Genomic DNA, 15,216 nt, shown 5'->3' on the forward strand with positions numbered 1-15,216 from the left:
CATAACTCGTGCAGTTCAGCACTGCGAAAATTGACCGGAAACCAAAGGACAAGTTCCCATAAAAACCGAAAGGTCAATACGCGCAAAAAGATACTACTTCGGCGCCAACTCCCTGAGATGACGTGCGACTGCAATCCATGCACCGATATAACCCAACAGCACCGCGCCAAGCAAGAGCGACAGACCATCGGCAACTGGCACTCCGGCCAGCGCAAAATTACTGCCGTACAAGCCGGCCAAACCAACCACTGCGTCGTTCAACCAGTTAAGGCCGAACGCCAAGACGCCCCAGGACAGAATCCCCGCACCGAAGCCATATAGCGCGCCCATATACAGAAAGGGCCTGCGCACATAGCTGTCCGTGCCGCCGACGAGTTTAATCACTTCTATCTCTGTGCGGCGGTTTTCAATATGAAGACGAATGGTATTGCCTATCACCAAAAGTAATGCAGACACCAAAAGCACGGTCAGACCGAAGACAAACCGGTCGCCCAGCTTGAGGATGGCGGCCAGACGCTCGACCCAGACTAGATCAAGTTGTGCCTGTTGTACCTTCGGCAGCTCGGAAAGTTTTTGTCGTAATGCTTCAAGCGTGGGCTTGTCGACCTCGTTCGGCGTCACCAGCACCACGCCCGGCAGCGGGTTTTCCGGCAGCTCCTTGAGCGCCTCGCCCAGACCGGACTGCTGCTGGAACTCTTCCAGCGCCTGATCGCGGCCAACATATTCAGCCTCCGCGACGCCGGGCATGCCTTTGATCTGCTCGCGCAGCGACTCGCCCTGTTCCGGACTGGCGTTCAATTCCAGATAAAGGGAGATCTGCGCCGCACGCTGCCAGGAACCGCCCAACCGCTCGACGTTATTCAGCAAAAGTGACAGCCCCATGGGCAAACTCAGAGCCACCGCCATCACCATGCAGGTGAAGAAGCTGCCAATCGGCTGTTTGCCCAACCGGCGCAGGCTGTCCAGCAGACTGGCGCGATGGCTTTCGATCCAGGCACGCAGCAGCGTGGCGAAGTCCGGGCCGTCGTCATCGTCGCGTTTTTTCTTTTGCGGTTGCGGGTCGGCAGCTTTCGGGGCTACGCGCTCGGAAACCTTGGGGCTGCGAGTCGCACTCATACGCCGGCCTCCCCGTCGCCGATCAAGCGGCCGCGTTGCAAGGTCAACATGCGGTGGCGCATGCGGGCGATCAGGGCCAAGTCGTGGCTCGCGATAAGAACGCTGGTGCCCAGACGGTTGATGTCTTCAAACACGCCCATGATCTCGGCCGCCAGGCGCGGATCGAGGTTACCGGTCGGTTCGTCCGCCAGCAGCAAGGCCGGGCGGTGCACGATGGCGCGAGCAATGCCGACGCGCTGTTGCTGACCGGTGGACAGGTCGCCGGGGTACAGATCGGTCTTGTCCGAGAGCGCCACGCGCTCCAGGGCCGAATCCACCCGCTTGGCGATCTCGGGCTTGGACAGGCCGAGGATCTGCAACGGCAGCGCGACGTTATTGAACACCGTGCGATCGAACAGCAACTGGTGATTCTGGAACACCACGCCGATCTGCCGTCGCAGATAAGGAATCTGCGCGTTGCTGATGGTGCCCAGGTCTTGCCCGGCCAGCAGCAATTTGCCGGTGGTCGGACGTTCCATGGCCAGCAACAGCCGTAACAGGGTGCTTTTACCGGCGCCGGAATGGCCGGTGACAAACAAGAATTCGCCCCGACGGACTCGAAAGCTCAGCTCATGCAAGCCGACGTGACCGTTCGGGTAGCGTTTACCGACCTGTTCGAAACGAATCATGAACGCTCCCGCTCGGCAAACAATGCCTGGACAAAGGGTTCTGCTTCAAAGGTACGCAAGTCATCGATGCCTTCGCCGACGCCGATGTAGCGGATGGGCAAGCCAAACTGCTTGGCCAGGGCGAAAATCACCCCGCCCTTGGCGGTGCCGTCGAGTTTGGTCAGCGCCAGGCCCGTCAACTGCACGGTCTGGTTGAATTGCTTGGCCTGGCTGATCGCGTTCTGGCCAGTACCGGCGTCGAGTACCAACAGCACTTCGTGCGGCGCGTCGTCGTCCAGTTTGCTGATGACCCGGCGAACCTTTTTCAGTTCTTCCATCAGGTTGTCTTTGGTGTGCAGACGACCGGCTGTGTCGGCGATCAGCACGTCAATGCCGCGGGCCTTGGCGGCTTGCACGGCATCGAAGATAACCGAAGCCGAGTCGGCGCCGGTGTGCTGGGCGATCACCGGGATCTTGTTGCGCTCACCCCAGACCTGCAATTGCTCCACCGCAGCGGCGCGGAAGGTGTCACCGGCGGCGAGCATGACTTTCTTGCCTTCCAGTTGCAGCTTCTTCGCCAGTTTGCCGATGGTGGTAGTTTTGCCGGCGCCGTTGACGCCGACCACCAGAATCACGAACGGCTTGTTCTGCGAGTGGATTTTCAGTGGCTGCTCGACGGGCTTGAGCATTGCTGCCAGCTCCGCCTGCAGGGATTTGTACAGCGCGTCGGCATCGGCCAATTCTTTGCGCGCAACTTTCTGGGTCAGACGCTGAATGATCACCGACGTCGCCTCGACGCCAACGTCGGCGGTCAGCAGGCGCGTTTCGATGTCTTCAAGCAATTCGTCATCGATGATCTTCTTGCCGAGAAACAGGCTGGCCATGCCTTCGCCGATACTGGCGCTGGTCTTGGACAGGCCTTGCTTGAGGCGGGCGAAGAAACCGGCCTTGGTTTCTTCGGTGCGCGGCGGCTCGGCCGGGGTTTCGATGATGGCGACAGGTGCAGCGACGACAGGTGCAGGTGCAGGTGCAGGTGCAGGTGCAGGTGCAGGCTCTGGCGCCTGAACAATCGGTGCAACAGGCGCAACGAATGCCGGCACGACAGGCTCTGGAACCACCGGTGCAGGCTCGGCCACGATGACCGACTCAACCACTGGCACATGAACCGGCTCAGGCGTAAACGCAATCGGTGCTGGAATCGGTGGAGTAACGTGCGGCGCCTGTTCGTCTTCGACCAACGCCACCGGTTCTTCCGCCACCGGCAATGTCAGCCATGGCTCAGCGGCTGGCGTGAGCGGCAACTCGGCCGCGACATCGACTTGAGGCTCGGGCTCAAGCTCAACCGGTTGCAATACCGGCTCTACGCTCGGTAGAACGATCGGCGTCGGCTCTTCTTCTATTACCGGCGCTGGAATGGGCTCAGGAGTGGGCTGTGGCTGTTCGACGACGGGTTCCTGCGGCTTTTTGCGCAGCCATCCGAACAGGCTTTTCTTCTCGCCAGCCGCAGCTGGGGTCTTCTTGTCGTCGTTGGAACCAAACATGGAGGACGGCTATCTCACGGTAGCGACGCGCCAAAGGGCGCCCCGGCAAATAAATATTCGATGCAGAACAGACTGCGATTGACCCAGCTTGTTCACGCGCAACAATTTATCGAAGTGCCAACGGCACCTCAAAGGTCGACTAATACGAAGGACTGGACCGGCATCGTCGGCGAAAACGCAGAGTCTAGCTGACAAACTCAAAGCTTCTGCCGAGAACCCATACAACCTGCGCGCCGATAAAAGGCTCACAGGCGTGGCCGCCAGTAAAACGGATCAGTATCCTAGCACCCTCTCGCCCGCTGACGCTAAGAACAAGCGGGCAGCTCAACAGGTTTAAAAACGTATGAATGCTCTAGCCCGCCGCGCTGCAGGCCTGCTGCTCAGCACAGTTTGTCTGCCCCTCTCGGCCCTGGCTGCCGATCCGCAACCCACCCACGAATTCACCCTCGACAACGGCTTGAAGGTCGTCGTGCGCGAAGACCATCGTGCACCGGTGGTGGTTTCCCAGGTCTGGTACAAGGTTGGTTCCAGCTACGAGACCCCAGGCCAGACCGGTCTGTCGCATGCCTTGGAACACATGATGTTCAAGGGCAGCGATAAAGTCGGCCCTGGCGAAGCGTCGCTGATCCTGCGCGACCTTGGCGCCGAAGAGAACGCATTCACCAGCGACGATTTCACGGCTTACTACCAGGTTCTGGCCCGCGACCGCCTGGGCGTGGCTTTCGAACTGGAAGCTGATCGCATGGCCAACCTGAAACTGCCGGCCGACGAGTTCAGCCGCGAGATCGAGGTTATTAAGGAAGAACGTCGCCTGCGCACCGACGACAAGCCGATGTCCAAGGCCTACGAACGCTTCAAGGCCATGGCCTACCCGGCCAGCGGCTATCACACGCCGACCATCGGCTGGATGGCTGACCTGGACCGCATGAAGGTCGAAGAACTGCGCCACTGGTACAAATCCTGGTACGTGCCGAACAACGCCACATTGGTGGTGGTCGGCGACGTGACCCCGGATGAAGTCAAAGCCCTGGCCCAGCGTTACTTCGGCCCGATTGCCAAGCGCGATGTGCCACCGGCGAAAATCCCGCTGGAACTGGCCGAACCCGGCGAACGGCAGATCACCCTGCACGTGCAGACCCAACTGCCGAGCCTGATGCTGGCCTTCAACGTGCCGAGCATCGCCACCGCCGAAGACAAGCGCTCGGTGAACGCCTTGCGCCTGATCTCCGCCCTGCTCGATGGCGGTTACAGCGGTCGTATCCCGACGCAACTGGAGCGCGGCGAAGAGCTGGTGTCCGGCGGTTCGTCGAGCTACGACGCCTACACCCGTGGTGACAGCCTGTTCACCCTGTCGGCCAGCCCGAACACGCAAAAGAACAAAACCATGGCCCAGGCCGAAGCCGGTCTGTGGAAGTTGCTCGAACAACTGAAAACCACCGCGCCTTCGGCTGAAGAGCTGGAGCGCGTGCGGGCCCAGGTGATTGCCGGTCTGGTCTACGAGCGTGACTCGATCACCAGTCAGGCCACCGCCATCGGCCAACTGGAAACCGTCGGCCTGTCGTGGAAATTGATGGACACCGAACTGGCCGACCTGGAAAGCGTCACCCCAGAAGACATCCAGAAAGCCGCCAAGCTGTATTTCACCCGCGAACGTCTCAGCGTCGCCCATGTACTTCCACTGGAGACGACTCATGAGTGAGCGTAAAAAACCACGCCTGGCGCTGATCGGGCTGATCCTGGTGGCATTGATCGGTTCGGCGACGGTCTACCTGTTGCGCCCAAATGATTCCACGGCCAGCGAAGCCCTCGACAAAGCCAAGTCCAGCCAGAAGCTGCAATCGCTGGCTGAACTCGACGGCAAGGCCCCGAGCCACCGCAACATGAACGTGCAGAGCTGGACCACGGCCGAAGGCGCCAAGGTGTTGTTCGTCGAAGCCCGTGAGCTGCCGATGTTCGACATGCGCCTGATCTTCGCCGCCGGCAGCAGCCAGGACGGCAACGCACCCGGTCTCGCGCTGCTGACCAACGCCATGCTCAACGAAGGCGTGGCCGGCAAAGATGTCGGTGCCATCGCCCAAGGCTTCGAAGGCTTGGGCGCGGACTTCGGCAACGGTGCTTACAAGGACATGGCGGTCGCGTCGCTGCGCAGTTTGAGCGCCGTGGACAAACGCGAGCCGGCCTTGCAGCTGTTCTCTGAAGTCATCGGCAAGCCAACCTTCCCTGCTGACTCGTTCGCACGCATCAAGAACCAGATGCTCGCCGGTTTCGAATACCAGAAGCAGAACCCCGGCAAACTGGCCGGCCTCGAACTGATGAAACGTCTGTACGGCGATCATCCTTACGCCAACTCCAGCGACGGCACGGCGAAAACCGTTCCAGCGATCACTCTGGCGCAGTTGCGCGCTTTCCACGAGAAAGCCTACGCCGCCGGCAACGTGGTGATTGCACTGGTCGGTGACCTGTCCCGCGCCGAGGCCGAGGCGATTGCCGCGCAAGTCTCCAGCGCCCTGCCGAAAGGCCCGGCCCTGGCGAAAATCCCGCAACCGGTCGAACCCCAGGCGAGCATCGGCCACATCGAGTTCCCGTCCAAGCAGACCAACCTGATGCTCGCGCAACTGGGCATCGACCGTGATGACCCGGACTACGCGGCGCTGTCCCTGGGCAACCAGATCCTTGGTGGCGGCGGCTTCGGCACGCGCTTGATGAGCGAAGTGCGCGAGAAACGCGGCCTGGCCTACGGCGTCTACTCGGGCTTCACCCCGATGCAGGCCCGTGGTCCGTTCATGATCAACCTGCAGACCCGCGCCGAAATGAGCGAAGGCACGCTGAAACTGGTGCAGGACGTGCTCGCCGACTACCTTAAAACCGGCCCGACCCAGAAAGAACTCGACGACGCCAAGCGTGAACTGGCCGGCAGCTTCCCGCTGTCCACCGCCAGCAACGCCGATATCGTCGGCCAGCTCGGCGCCATGGGTTTCTACAACTTGCCGCTGAATTATCTTGAGGACTTCATGCAGCAGTCCCAGAGCCTGACCGTCGAGCAGGTGAAAGCCGCACTGAACAAACACCTGAGCACGGACAAAATGGTCATCGTCACCGCTGGCCCGACCGTGCCGCAAAAGCCGTTACCGGCCCCATCTGATAAACCCACCGAGCAGCCGCTCGGGGTTCCGGAGCATTAATGGCCAGTCCATCGCGTCCTAAAAAGCCTGTTCACAACGTGCATAACGGCGTGAACCAACTGCGCATCATCGGCGGTGAATGGGGCAGCCGAAAGCTGAGTTTCCCTGATGCTCCGGGCCTGCGCCCGACCCCGGACCGGGTGCGTGAAACTCTGTTCAACTGGCTCGCGCCGTACATCGCCGGGGCCAAGGTGCTGGATCCGTTTGCCGGCAGCGGCGCGCTGTTCCTCGAAGCCCTGTCCCGTGGCGCCGCCATGGGCCAGGCGCTGGATGCGAGCAACATCGCGGTGTCCAGCATCAAGGAACACCTCGGCACCCTGCGTTGCACCACCGGCCAGGTACAGACTGCCGATGCCTTGCGCTACCTGGAAACCCAGGCTGCGACGGCGTATGACGTGGTGTTCCTCGACCCGCCGTTCAACCAGGACCTGTTGCCGGGCGTTTGCGCCTTGCTCGAAGAGCGTCAGTGGCTGGCCGATGACGCCTGGGTCTACACCGAAAGCGAAAACGCCCCCTCGGCGCTGGGTTTGCCGGGCAACTGGCGCCTGCACCGGGAGCAGAAATCCGGTCGGGTTTACTACGCGTTGTGGCAACGCAGCCCGCTGGCAGGCTGAGCCCGTCGTCAGCCTGACGTGAAAAAAAGCATCCCGTGCGGTAAATAGTTACCGCCAAATGCCTCATCCAAACATCCACAGTGGTTTACGTAATTTCCGTAAACCACTGAGGATGAACACGGATGAACATCTCTCGCAGCAAGATGCTGCTCTTTTCCTGGCTACTGCCCTTCACGGCACTGGCCGACCCTGCACAACCCACCCACGAATTCACCCTGAAAAACGGCCTGAAAGTCGTGGTGCGCGAAGACCATCGCGCGCCCGTGGTAACTTCGCAACTCTGGCTCAAGGTCGGCTCCAGCGATGAACCGCCGGGGCAATCCGGCCTGTCTCACGCTCTGGAACACATGCTCTACAAGGGCAGCAGCAAGACCTGCTCCGGCGAAGCTTCGGCCATTCTGGACAATCTTGGCGCTTCGCAAAACGCTTTTACCGACAAGGACGTGACCACTTACTACCAGACCCTGCAGCCGCATCAATTGGGCGTCGCTTTCGAGTTGATGGCCGACATGATGTCCACCGCGCACCTGCGCGCCGAGGATTTCATTCCGGAACTGGCGGTCATTCAGGAAGAACGTCGGTTGCGGGTCGACGATGATCCAGACGGGATCGCACGCGAGCACCTCACGCGCATGGCCTTCCCTGCCAGCAGCTACGGCGCACCGATCATCGGCTGGATGCATGACTTGCAGCGTCTGAACGCCGAAGACCTGCGCCACTGGTATCAAAGCCGCTACGCACCCGGTAACGCCACGCTTGTTATTGTCGGTGACGTCACGCTGGAAAAGGTCCAGCCCTTGGCCGAGCGTTATTTCGGCACGCTGACCGCCAAACCGTTTGCCCCCCGCCGCCTGTCCCTTGAACTGGCCGAACCCGGCGAGCGAAAAATCATCTTGCACCAGGCGATTGCCGCGCCTCGACTGACCATGTCGTTCAACGTCCCAAGCCTTGCAACCGCCGAAAACCGTCGTTCGGTGCACGCGCTGAGGCTGCTCGACACCTTGCTGGCCGGCTCGAACAGCGCCCGCCTGACTAAGCGCCTGCAACTCACCGAAAGGCTGTTTTCCAGCACGTCGTCCAGCTACAACCCGCTGTATCGCGGCGACAGCCTTTTCACCCTTAATGCCCAGCTCACCACTCAAAGCAGCGTCAGCCTTGATCAGGCAGAGGCGCGGATCTGGGCGTTACTCGACGAACTCAAGTCCACCCCGCCCGACAGTGCCGAACTGGAACGCGCCCGCACCCTGCTGATCGCCCGGCAAATCTATGACCGCGACTCTATCGAACACCAAGCGGATCATCTCGGCGCGCTTGAGAGCATTGGCCTGCCCGGACGACTGATGGATGAAGACGCAGATGAACTGAATCAAGTGACCCCAGCCGATATTCAGCTGGCCGCGCAGACCTACCTGACCCGCCAACGCCTGAGCACCGCCCATGTCCTCGTGGAGAAAACCGATGAATAAATTCACCTGCTTGACACTGGGATTGATGGTGCTGGGTTGCTCGCAAGGCTGCCTGGTATTCGCCGACACCGAATCGCAGCAATCGACTGTTGCCCAGCCACCGCGCCTGCAATCCCTGGCAGAGCTGGACGAACAGGCAGCCACCCCGCGCGCCTTGAAAATCCACGGATGGAAATCGCCCTCCGGCGGCAAAGTGCTGTTTATCCGCACCCCGGAGCTGCCGATGTTCGATCTTCACGTCAGCTTCCCCGCCGGCAGCGCGCAGGATGGTGCGCATTCCGGGTTGGCGGCCGCGACGCTCCGCCTGCTCAATGAAGGGGTACCGGGCAAGGACCAGTCAGCAATCCTGGAAACCCTGGATGGCCTCGGCGCAAAACTCGATATGAGCATCGAGCAGGAACGGAGCTCTTTTTCTCTGCGCAGCCTGACCGTCACCGATAAGCGCGACCCAGCGCTGCTGCTGTTCACACAAATTCTGGGCCAGCCGCTGTTGAGTGAGGAGGCGCTGGTCAACGTCAAGAAAGAACTGACCAATATCCTCAAGGCACGGCAGCAGGACCCCGATTCACAAATGGCCCACGCCATGAATGAGCTGCTGTTGCCGGGCCACCCGTATGCCCAACCGATCTTCGGCACGGAAAAAGGTGTGGCCGCGCTCTCCCGCAAACAGGTCCAGGCGTTTCATCAGCAAGCCTATGCCGGGTCCAACGCGGTGATTACGCTGGTTGGCGACCTGACAGTGGAACAAGCCCAAGCCATGAGCTTGCAGGTTTTCAATGCGCTGCCCGCCAGCGCCGAAATGGCCTCCATGACGCCGGTATCGCGCAGCGAAGACGCTGCAACATCACGCCATATCGAGCGCCCCTTGAGCCAGACGCAAATCATGTTGGGGCAGCCGGGCGTGACACGCCAGCATCCCGATTACGCCGCGTTGACCGTGGCCCATACGATTTTCGGCGGGCAGAAAATCTCTTCCCGATTGATGACGGAGCTCAGGGAAAAACGCGGACTGACCTACGTAGTGCAACTGAAGACGGCTTTCCGGCAAGGGGGCGGTTCAGCCATCATCAGCCTGAAAACCAGCCCGCAGTTCAGCGACGGCGCGGTGAAACTCGTGCAGTCGATGTACCGCGACTATTTGCAATCGGGTCCGACCCAGCAGGAACTCGACGACACCCTGCGCCAACTGCGTAGCACCAGCGTGCGTAACAGCGCCAGCAACTCACAGATTCTTTCCCGGCTGGTCACGATCAACCAGCATGACTTGCCGCTCGACCTGGATTTTTCAGTCGAACAAGCTCAAGGATTGACCGTTGCGCAAATCAAAGAGGCCTTGAACCGACATTTTGATGCGGACCAATGGCGGGTGGTGACCTTGGGCCCGACCGTGGAACAACAGCCGTTGCCTCTGCCTGCCAGCAAAGTGCCGCAGAGCATGTGTCGCGCCGAGGCGGGGATTGTGGCAAGTTAGTTTCTTTGGACATCGGCGGCAGAGCCTGGCGTTTTAGCCCTGCCACCGACTGTTTTACCTTTGTAGAGAAACATCGTGCTCGCGCCCAGTGAACGCTTTACCCCGGCCTTCGGGCTCAGTAACCCGCACTTGCAAACCTTGTGGGGACCGCTATGGCGTAAAACCACGCATATCGAACGTGAACGTGAACGTCTTTGGCTGGAGGATGGCGACTTCCTCGACCTCGACTGGCACGGTCCGCACACCGCCACGGCGCCGTTGGTGCTGGTGTTGCACGGGCTGACCGGCTCGTCGAACTCACCCTACGTGGCGGGCCTGCAAAAAGTCCTCGGGGATCAAGGTTGGGCCAGCGTCGCGCTGAACTGGCGCGGTTGCTCGGGCGAACCAAACCTGTTGCCGCGCAGCTACCACTCCGGCGCCAGTGAAGACCTGGCCGAAGCCATCCAGCACCTGAAAGCCAAACGACCGCTCGCGCCGTTGTACGCGGTGGGTTACTCATTGGGCGGCAACGTACTGCTCAAGCATTTGGGTGAAACCGGCAGCGACAGCGGCGTGCTCGGTGCCGTGGCGGTGTCGGTGCCGTTTCGCCTCGATCAATGTGCCGATCGCATCGGCCAGGGCTTTTCCAAGGTCTATCAGGCGCACTTCATGCGCGAGATGGTGGCCTACATCAAGAACAAGCAACGTCAGTTCCAGCATGACGGGCGCGAGGATGGCCTGGCCGCGTTGGCTGCACTGGGCTCCTTGGAAAACATGCGCACCTTCTGGGATTTCGATGGCCGGGTCACTGCGCCATTGAACGGCTTTACCGACGCCGAGGATTATTATCGCCGCGCCTCGAGTCGTTACTTCCTGGGGGAAATTCGCACGCCAACCCTGATCATTCAGGCGGCTGACGATCCGTTCGTATTCCCTCACAGCCTGCCGCTGGCCGATGAGTTGTCCGACTGCACTCAATTTGAATTGCAGGCCAAAGGCGGACATGTGGGATTTGTCGACGGATCGTTCCGACAACCAAGTTACTACCTGGAACGCCGCATTCCCCAGTGGCTGACCGCTGCGGGGCGCGAGTAGGACCATGGACACCGATCAGGGCGAGTCGATTCGTTTCTGGCAAACGGCACCACTGGCCGGCGTCGAGCTGTTATCCGCGCGCTATATCGAACACCGCTTCGCGCCCCATGTGCATGACGGCTACGTCATCGGCATGATCATGGCCGGCGCCCAGCGTTATCGCTATCGCGGTGCCGAGCATCTTGCGGGCAGTGGCACGCTGGTCTTGATCAACCCGGACGAACTGCACACGGGCCATAAAGGTACGGAGGACGGCTGGTTGTACCGGGCGTTTTATCCGGACAGCGGGCAGATTCTGTCGTTGTTGGCCGAGCTGGAATTGCCGACCACTGAGTTGCCCGCGTTTGGCGCCACGCTGTATCGCGATCCGGATCTGGTGAAGGGTTTCTGTCAGTTGCACCGCTTGTTGGAGAGCCCGTCCACGGCACTGCAACAGCAAACGGTCTGGCGCGAAATGATGCTGTTGCTACTGCAACGCCATGCCGCGGTGCCGATTGCCGGCAAACCCGGCAAGGAACATCGCGCAGTGACGCTGGCCAAGGATTTGCTGCATTCGCAACTGGCGGCGCCGCCTTCGCTGGAAGAGCTGGCGAGTGCGGTGAACTTGTCGCCCTTCCATTTCGCCCGCGTGTTCCGCCGCGCCACCGGCATGCCGCCGCACACCTGGCTGATGCAACAACGTATCGCCCGGGCGCGAGCCTTGTTACAGGGTGGGTGTTTGCCGCTGGAGGTGGCTACGCAGTTGGGTTTTGCCGATCAGAGTCATCTGAGCCGGCAGTTCAAGCAGGTTTACGGGGTGGGGCCGGGGGCGTATCGCAGTGCCCGAACAGTACTCAGAGATTAAGAATGGCGCAGGCCCAATGTAGGAGCGAGGCTTGCCCGCGAAGGCGGCGGGTCAGTCGATATTAATGTTGACTGACACTCCGCCTTCGCGGGCAAGCCTCGCTCCTACAAGGGATGTGGGGTTATTCGCCGGTGGCGATACCCCGCGCCGGCTCGTTGATCCACTCGCTCCACGACCCGGCATACAACGACCCCAACGGATAGCCCGCCAGGCACAACGCAAACAGGTTGTGGCACGCCGTCACACCAGAGCCGCAATACGCCACCAATTCCGTCGGCGAGCGATCACCGAGTTTCGCCGCAAAGCGCTGCTTGAGCTGATCAGCCGGCAGGAAACGCCCATCGCCGCCCAGGTTTTCCGTGAACGCCGCACATTGCGCGTCGGGGATGTGCCCGGCAATCGGGTCGATCGGTTCCACTTCGCCCTTGAAGCGCGGCAAGGCGCGGGCATCAAGCAGGGTCAGTGCCGGTTGGCCGAGACGTTGCTGGAGTTGCTCGGCGCTGAGCACCACTGAAGCATCCGGCGTGCCGTTGAAGGTGCCACGTACAACCGAAGGCGCATCAAGGCTCAACGGCAACCCGGCCGCGTGCCAGGCCTTGAGCCCGCCATCGAGGATGAACACGCCGTCGCGCTTGCCCAGCCAGGCCAGCAACCACCACGCCCGCGCCGCGAAAGCACCGGGGCCATCGTCGTACAAAACCACTTCGCTGTCAGCGTTGATGCCCCAGGCTTGCAAGCGTTCGATCAGGTCTTCGGGTTCCGGCAACGGATGGCGCCCGGTAACGCCCTTGACGATCGCCCCGCTCAGATCACGCTCCAGATCGGCAAAGCTCGACCCGGCGATATGCCCTTCGGCATAACTGCGCTGACCGTAGTCCGGGTCTTCGAGGGCAAAACGACAATCCAGAATCACCAGCCCCGGCTGCTCCTTTTTCTGGTCCAACGCTTGCGGGCTGATCAGTTGCGCAATGGGCATAACGGGCTCCTGTGCTTAAGTCGGTGCTTGATCCTACTTCACTTCTTCCAGGGCTTGGGCCAGCGGCACGTAAAACTCTTCGAACAGTGCATTGACCTCATCACGCGCCTGATCAGTGACAAACCCGGCTTCCAGCACCAACACCTGATAGACCCCGCGCTTGATCGCCTGCTCGCTCAAGTGATTGGAGTTTTCCCGCGTGGTGCACAGGAAACGCACCCACGACGTCAGGATGATCCAGGCATTGATCGTCAGGGATTCGATCTGCACGCGGTCCATGTTGAGGATGCCGGCTTCGACGAACCCGACATAGATGGCCGTGCCCTGGATCACGCAACGCTGGGAAAAACGTCGGTAACGGGCGGCCAGGTCCGGGTCGCTCTCGAGCAAATGTTCGAGGTCGCGGTGCAGGAACCGGTAGCGCCACATCGCCGACAGCAGTTCCTTGAGGTAGTAGCGCTTGTCTTCCACCGTGGCGGCGCGCCCCTGGGGCGGACGCAGGAAGCTGTCCACCAGGGTTTCGTACTCACTGAACAACACGGCGATGATCGCCTGCTTGTTGGGGAAGTGGTAGTACAGGTTGCCCGGGGAAATTTCCATGTGGGCAGCGATATGGTTGGTGCTAATGCTGCGCTCGCCCTGTTGATTGAACAGCTCCAGGCTGTTCTGCACGATGCGCTCGCTGGTTTTGATCCGTGGGGCCATGGCTTGAGCTTTAATTCAGAGTGCGATGACGGGCATCTTACGACCTATCCGGGAGTGGATAAAACAAAGGTGCGTCAGGAAGTCATTTGACTTTCTAGAGCATAGACTCTAAAAAGTGCCTAATTATAATAAATCCGGAGCCGACCATGTCCGCCGACATTGCTTATCTGCAGAACCTACAGCAGCCGTTGGACGAGCTCCAGACTTTGTTCGAGGCGCAACGCGTCGCCTATGCCGCCAACCCGATGCCACCGGCCGCCCAGCGCCAGCAATGGCTCAAGGCGTTGCGCGACCTGTTGAGCAATGAACGGCAGGCATTGATCGATGCGATCAGCCAGGATTTCAGCCATCGCAGCGCCGACGAAACCCTGCTCGCCGAACTGATGCCGAGCCTGCACGGCATCCACTACGCCAGCCAGCACCTCAAGGGCTGGATGAGACCGTCGCGGCGCAAGGTCGGCATCGCTTTTCAACCGGCGTCCGCCAAAGTGGTTTATCAACCGCTGGGCGTGGTCGGCGTGATCGTGCCCTGGAACTACCCGCTGTACCTGGCCATCGGGCCTTTGGTGGGAGCGTTGTCGGCGGGTAACCGGGTGATGCTCAAACTCAGCGAATCCACGCCGGCCACCGGGTTGCTGCTCAAGGAATTGCTGGGTCGGGTCTTCCCACAAGACCTGGTCTGCGTGGTGCTCGGCGAAGCGGATATCGGCGTCGCGTTCTCGCGGCTGAAGTTTGATCACTTGCTGTTCACCGGCGCCACCAGCATCGGCAAGCACGTGATGCGTGCGGCGGCGGAGAACCTGACCCCGGTGACCCTCGAACTGGGTGGCAAGTCCCCGGCCATCGTCTCCCGAGACGTGCCGCTCAAGGACGCCGCCGAGCGCATTGCTTTCGGCAAGACCCTCAATGCCGGGCAAACCTGTGTCGCCCCGGACTACGTGCTAGTACCGGAAGAGCGTGTCGGTTCTTTTGTCGAAGCCTATCGCCAGGCAGTTCGCGGGTTTTATCCGACACTGGCCGACAACCCGGACTACACCGCGATCATCAATGACCGACAACTGGCGCGGCTCAACGGTTATCTCAGCGATGCCACCAGCAAGGGCGCGTTGCTGATTCCGTTGTTCGACCAAGGCCAGGGCCGGCGCATGGGCCATAGCCTGCTGTTGAATGTCAGTGACGACATGACGGTGATGCAGGACGAAATCTTCGGCCCACTGCTGCCCATCGTGCCGTACAGCGATCTGGATCAGGCATTTGCCTACATCAATCAACGCCCTCGCCCACTGGCGCTGTACTACTTCGGCTACGACAAGCGCGAACAGAATCGCGTACTCCACGAAACTCATTCCGGCGGCGTGTGCCTGAACGACACGCTGCTGCACGTGGCCCAGGACGACATGCCGTTCGGCGGCATCGGCGCTTCAGGCATGGGCCATTACCATGGACACGAAGGTTTCCTGACCTTCAGCAAGGCCAAGGGTGTGCTGATTAAACAGCGCTTCAACGCGGCGAAGTTGATCTACCCGCCGTACGGCAAAGCGATCCAGAAACTGATTCAGAAGCTGTTTATCCGCTAACGC

General features: G+C 60.7%; 13 protein-coding genes. 8 read left to right on the forward strand and 5 right to left on the reverse strand.

The window, feature by feature from the left end:
• Window positions 1-93: 93 nt before the first annotated feature.
• Genes ftsX through ftsY form a run of 3 tightly spaced genes read right to left on the reverse strand, consistent with a single transcriptional unit; the run spans window position 94 to window position 3,304 of the window.
• Entirely contained in the window at window positions 94-1,116 is a 1,023-nt protein-coding gene (gene ftsX, locus LOY68_RS30020; RefSeq protein ID WP_163910926.1) for a permease-like cell division protein FtsX, read from the reverse strand.
• Window positions 1,113-1,784 carry a cell division ATP-binding protein FtsE gene (gene ftsE, locus LOY68_RS30025; RefSeq protein ID WP_054044439.1) on the reverse strand — a complete coding sequence of 224 codons (672 nt, stop codon included), beginning with the start codon at window positions 1,782-1,784 and terminating at the stop codon, window positions 1,113-1,115. The genes ftsX and ftsE overlap by 4 nt, the downstream gene beginning before the upstream one ends.
• Entirely contained in the window at window positions 1,781-3,304 is a 1,524-nt protein-coding gene (gene ftsY / locus LOY68_RS30030) for a signal recognition particle-docking protein FtsY (RefSeq protein ID WP_265041441.1), read from the reverse strand. Before ftsY ends, ftsE begins: the two co-directional genes overlap by 4 nt.
• Window positions 3,305-3,647: 343 nt before the next feature.
• On the opposite strand from ftsY, the gene LOY68_RS30035 reads away from it, so the two are divergent.
• The 7 genes from LOY68_RS30035 to LOY68_RS30065 all read left to right on the forward strand — a co-directional run bounded on the left by LOY68_RS30035 (window position 3,648) and on the right by LOY68_RS30065 (window position 11,955).
• Window positions 3,648-5,003, forward strand: coding sequence for a M16 family metallopeptidase (locus tag LOY68_RS30035; protein ID WP_054616934.1), 1,356 nt, complete (start codon window positions 3,648-3,650; stop codon window positions 5,001-5,003).
• On the forward strand, window positions 4,996-6,486 hold the full coding sequence (locus LOY68_RS30040) for a M16 family metallopeptidase (RefSeq protein WP_265041443.1): 1,491 nt from the start codon (window positions 4,996-4,998) through the stop codon (window positions 6,484-6,486). The genes LOY68_RS30035 and LOY68_RS30040 overlap by 8 nt, the downstream gene beginning before the upstream one ends.
• Window positions 6,486-7,100, forward strand: coding sequence for a 16S rRNA (guanine(966)-N(2))-methyltransferase RsmD (rsmD, locus tag LOY68_RS30045; RefSeq protein ID WP_163910917.1), 615 nt, complete (start codon window positions 6,486-6,488; stop codon window positions 7,098-7,100). Before LOY68_RS30040 ends, rsmD begins: the two co-directional genes overlap by 1 nt.
• Before the next feature lie 122 nt (window positions 7,101-7,222).
• The gene (locus LOY68_RS30050) at window positions 7,223-8,566 is read left to right on the forward strand and encodes a M16 family metallopeptidase (protein ID WP_163910914.1); all 1,344 of its coding nucleotides are present in this window, start codon (window positions 7,223-7,225) and stop codon (window positions 8,564-8,566) included.
• Window positions 8,559-10,037, forward strand: coding sequence for a M16 family metallopeptidase (locus LOY68_RS30055; protein WP_265041445.1), 1,479 nt, complete (start codon window positions 8,559-8,561; stop codon window positions 10,035-10,037). The genes LOY68_RS30050 and LOY68_RS30055 overlap by 8 nt, the downstream gene beginning before the upstream one ends.
• A gap of 75 nt (window positions 10,038-10,112) precedes the next feature.
• Window positions 10,113-11,111: a hydrolase gene (locus LOY68_RS30060; RefSeq protein ID WP_163910908.1), complete on the forward strand. Its 999-nt coding sequence runs from the start codon at window positions 10,113-10,115 to the stop codon at window positions 11,109-11,111.
• A gap of 4 nt (window positions 11,112-11,115) precedes the next feature.
• On the forward strand, window positions 11,116-11,955 hold the full coding sequence (locus tag LOY68_RS30065) for an AraC family transcriptional regulator (protein ID WP_265041447.1): 840 nt from the start codon (window positions 11,116-11,118) through the stop codon (window positions 11,953-11,955).
• A gap of 121 nt (window positions 11,956-12,076) precedes the next feature.
• Here the strand turns inward: LOY68_RS30065 and LOY68_RS30070 are convergent, their stop codons facing one another.
• Both LOY68_RS30070 and LOY68_RS30075 read right to left on the reverse strand, forming a co-directional pair.
• A complete protein-coding gene (locus LOY68_RS30070; RefSeq protein ID WP_265041448.1) occupies window positions 12,077-12,931 on the reverse strand; it encodes a sulfurtransferase in 855 nt (284 codons plus the stop codon).
• Between the two features lie 33 nt (window positions 12,932-12,964).
• Window positions 12,965-13,636 carry a TetR/AcrR family transcriptional regulator gene (locus LOY68_RS30075; protein ID WP_163910898.1) on the reverse strand — a complete coding sequence of 224 codons (672 nt, stop codon included), beginning with the start codon at window positions 13,634-13,636 and terminating at the stop codon, window positions 12,965-12,967.
• Between the two features lie 146 nt (window positions 13,637-13,782).
• Here LOY68_RS30075 and LOY68_RS30080 point away from each other — a divergent pair, with 146 nt between their 5' ends.
• Complete coding sequence (locus LOY68_RS30080) at window positions 13,783-15,213, forward strand: coniferyl aldehyde dehydrogenase (RefSeq protein WP_265041451.1); 1,431 nt, start codon at window positions 13,783-13,785, stop codon at window positions 15,211-15,213.
• Window positions 15,214-15,216: the final 3 nt, after the last annotated feature.

It is taken from the genome of Pseudomonas sp. B21-053 (assembly GCF_026016365.1).
Lineage (GTDB): Bacteria > Pseudomonadota > Gammaproteobacteria > Pseudomonadales > Pseudomonadaceae > Aquipseudomonas > Aquipseudomonas nunensis.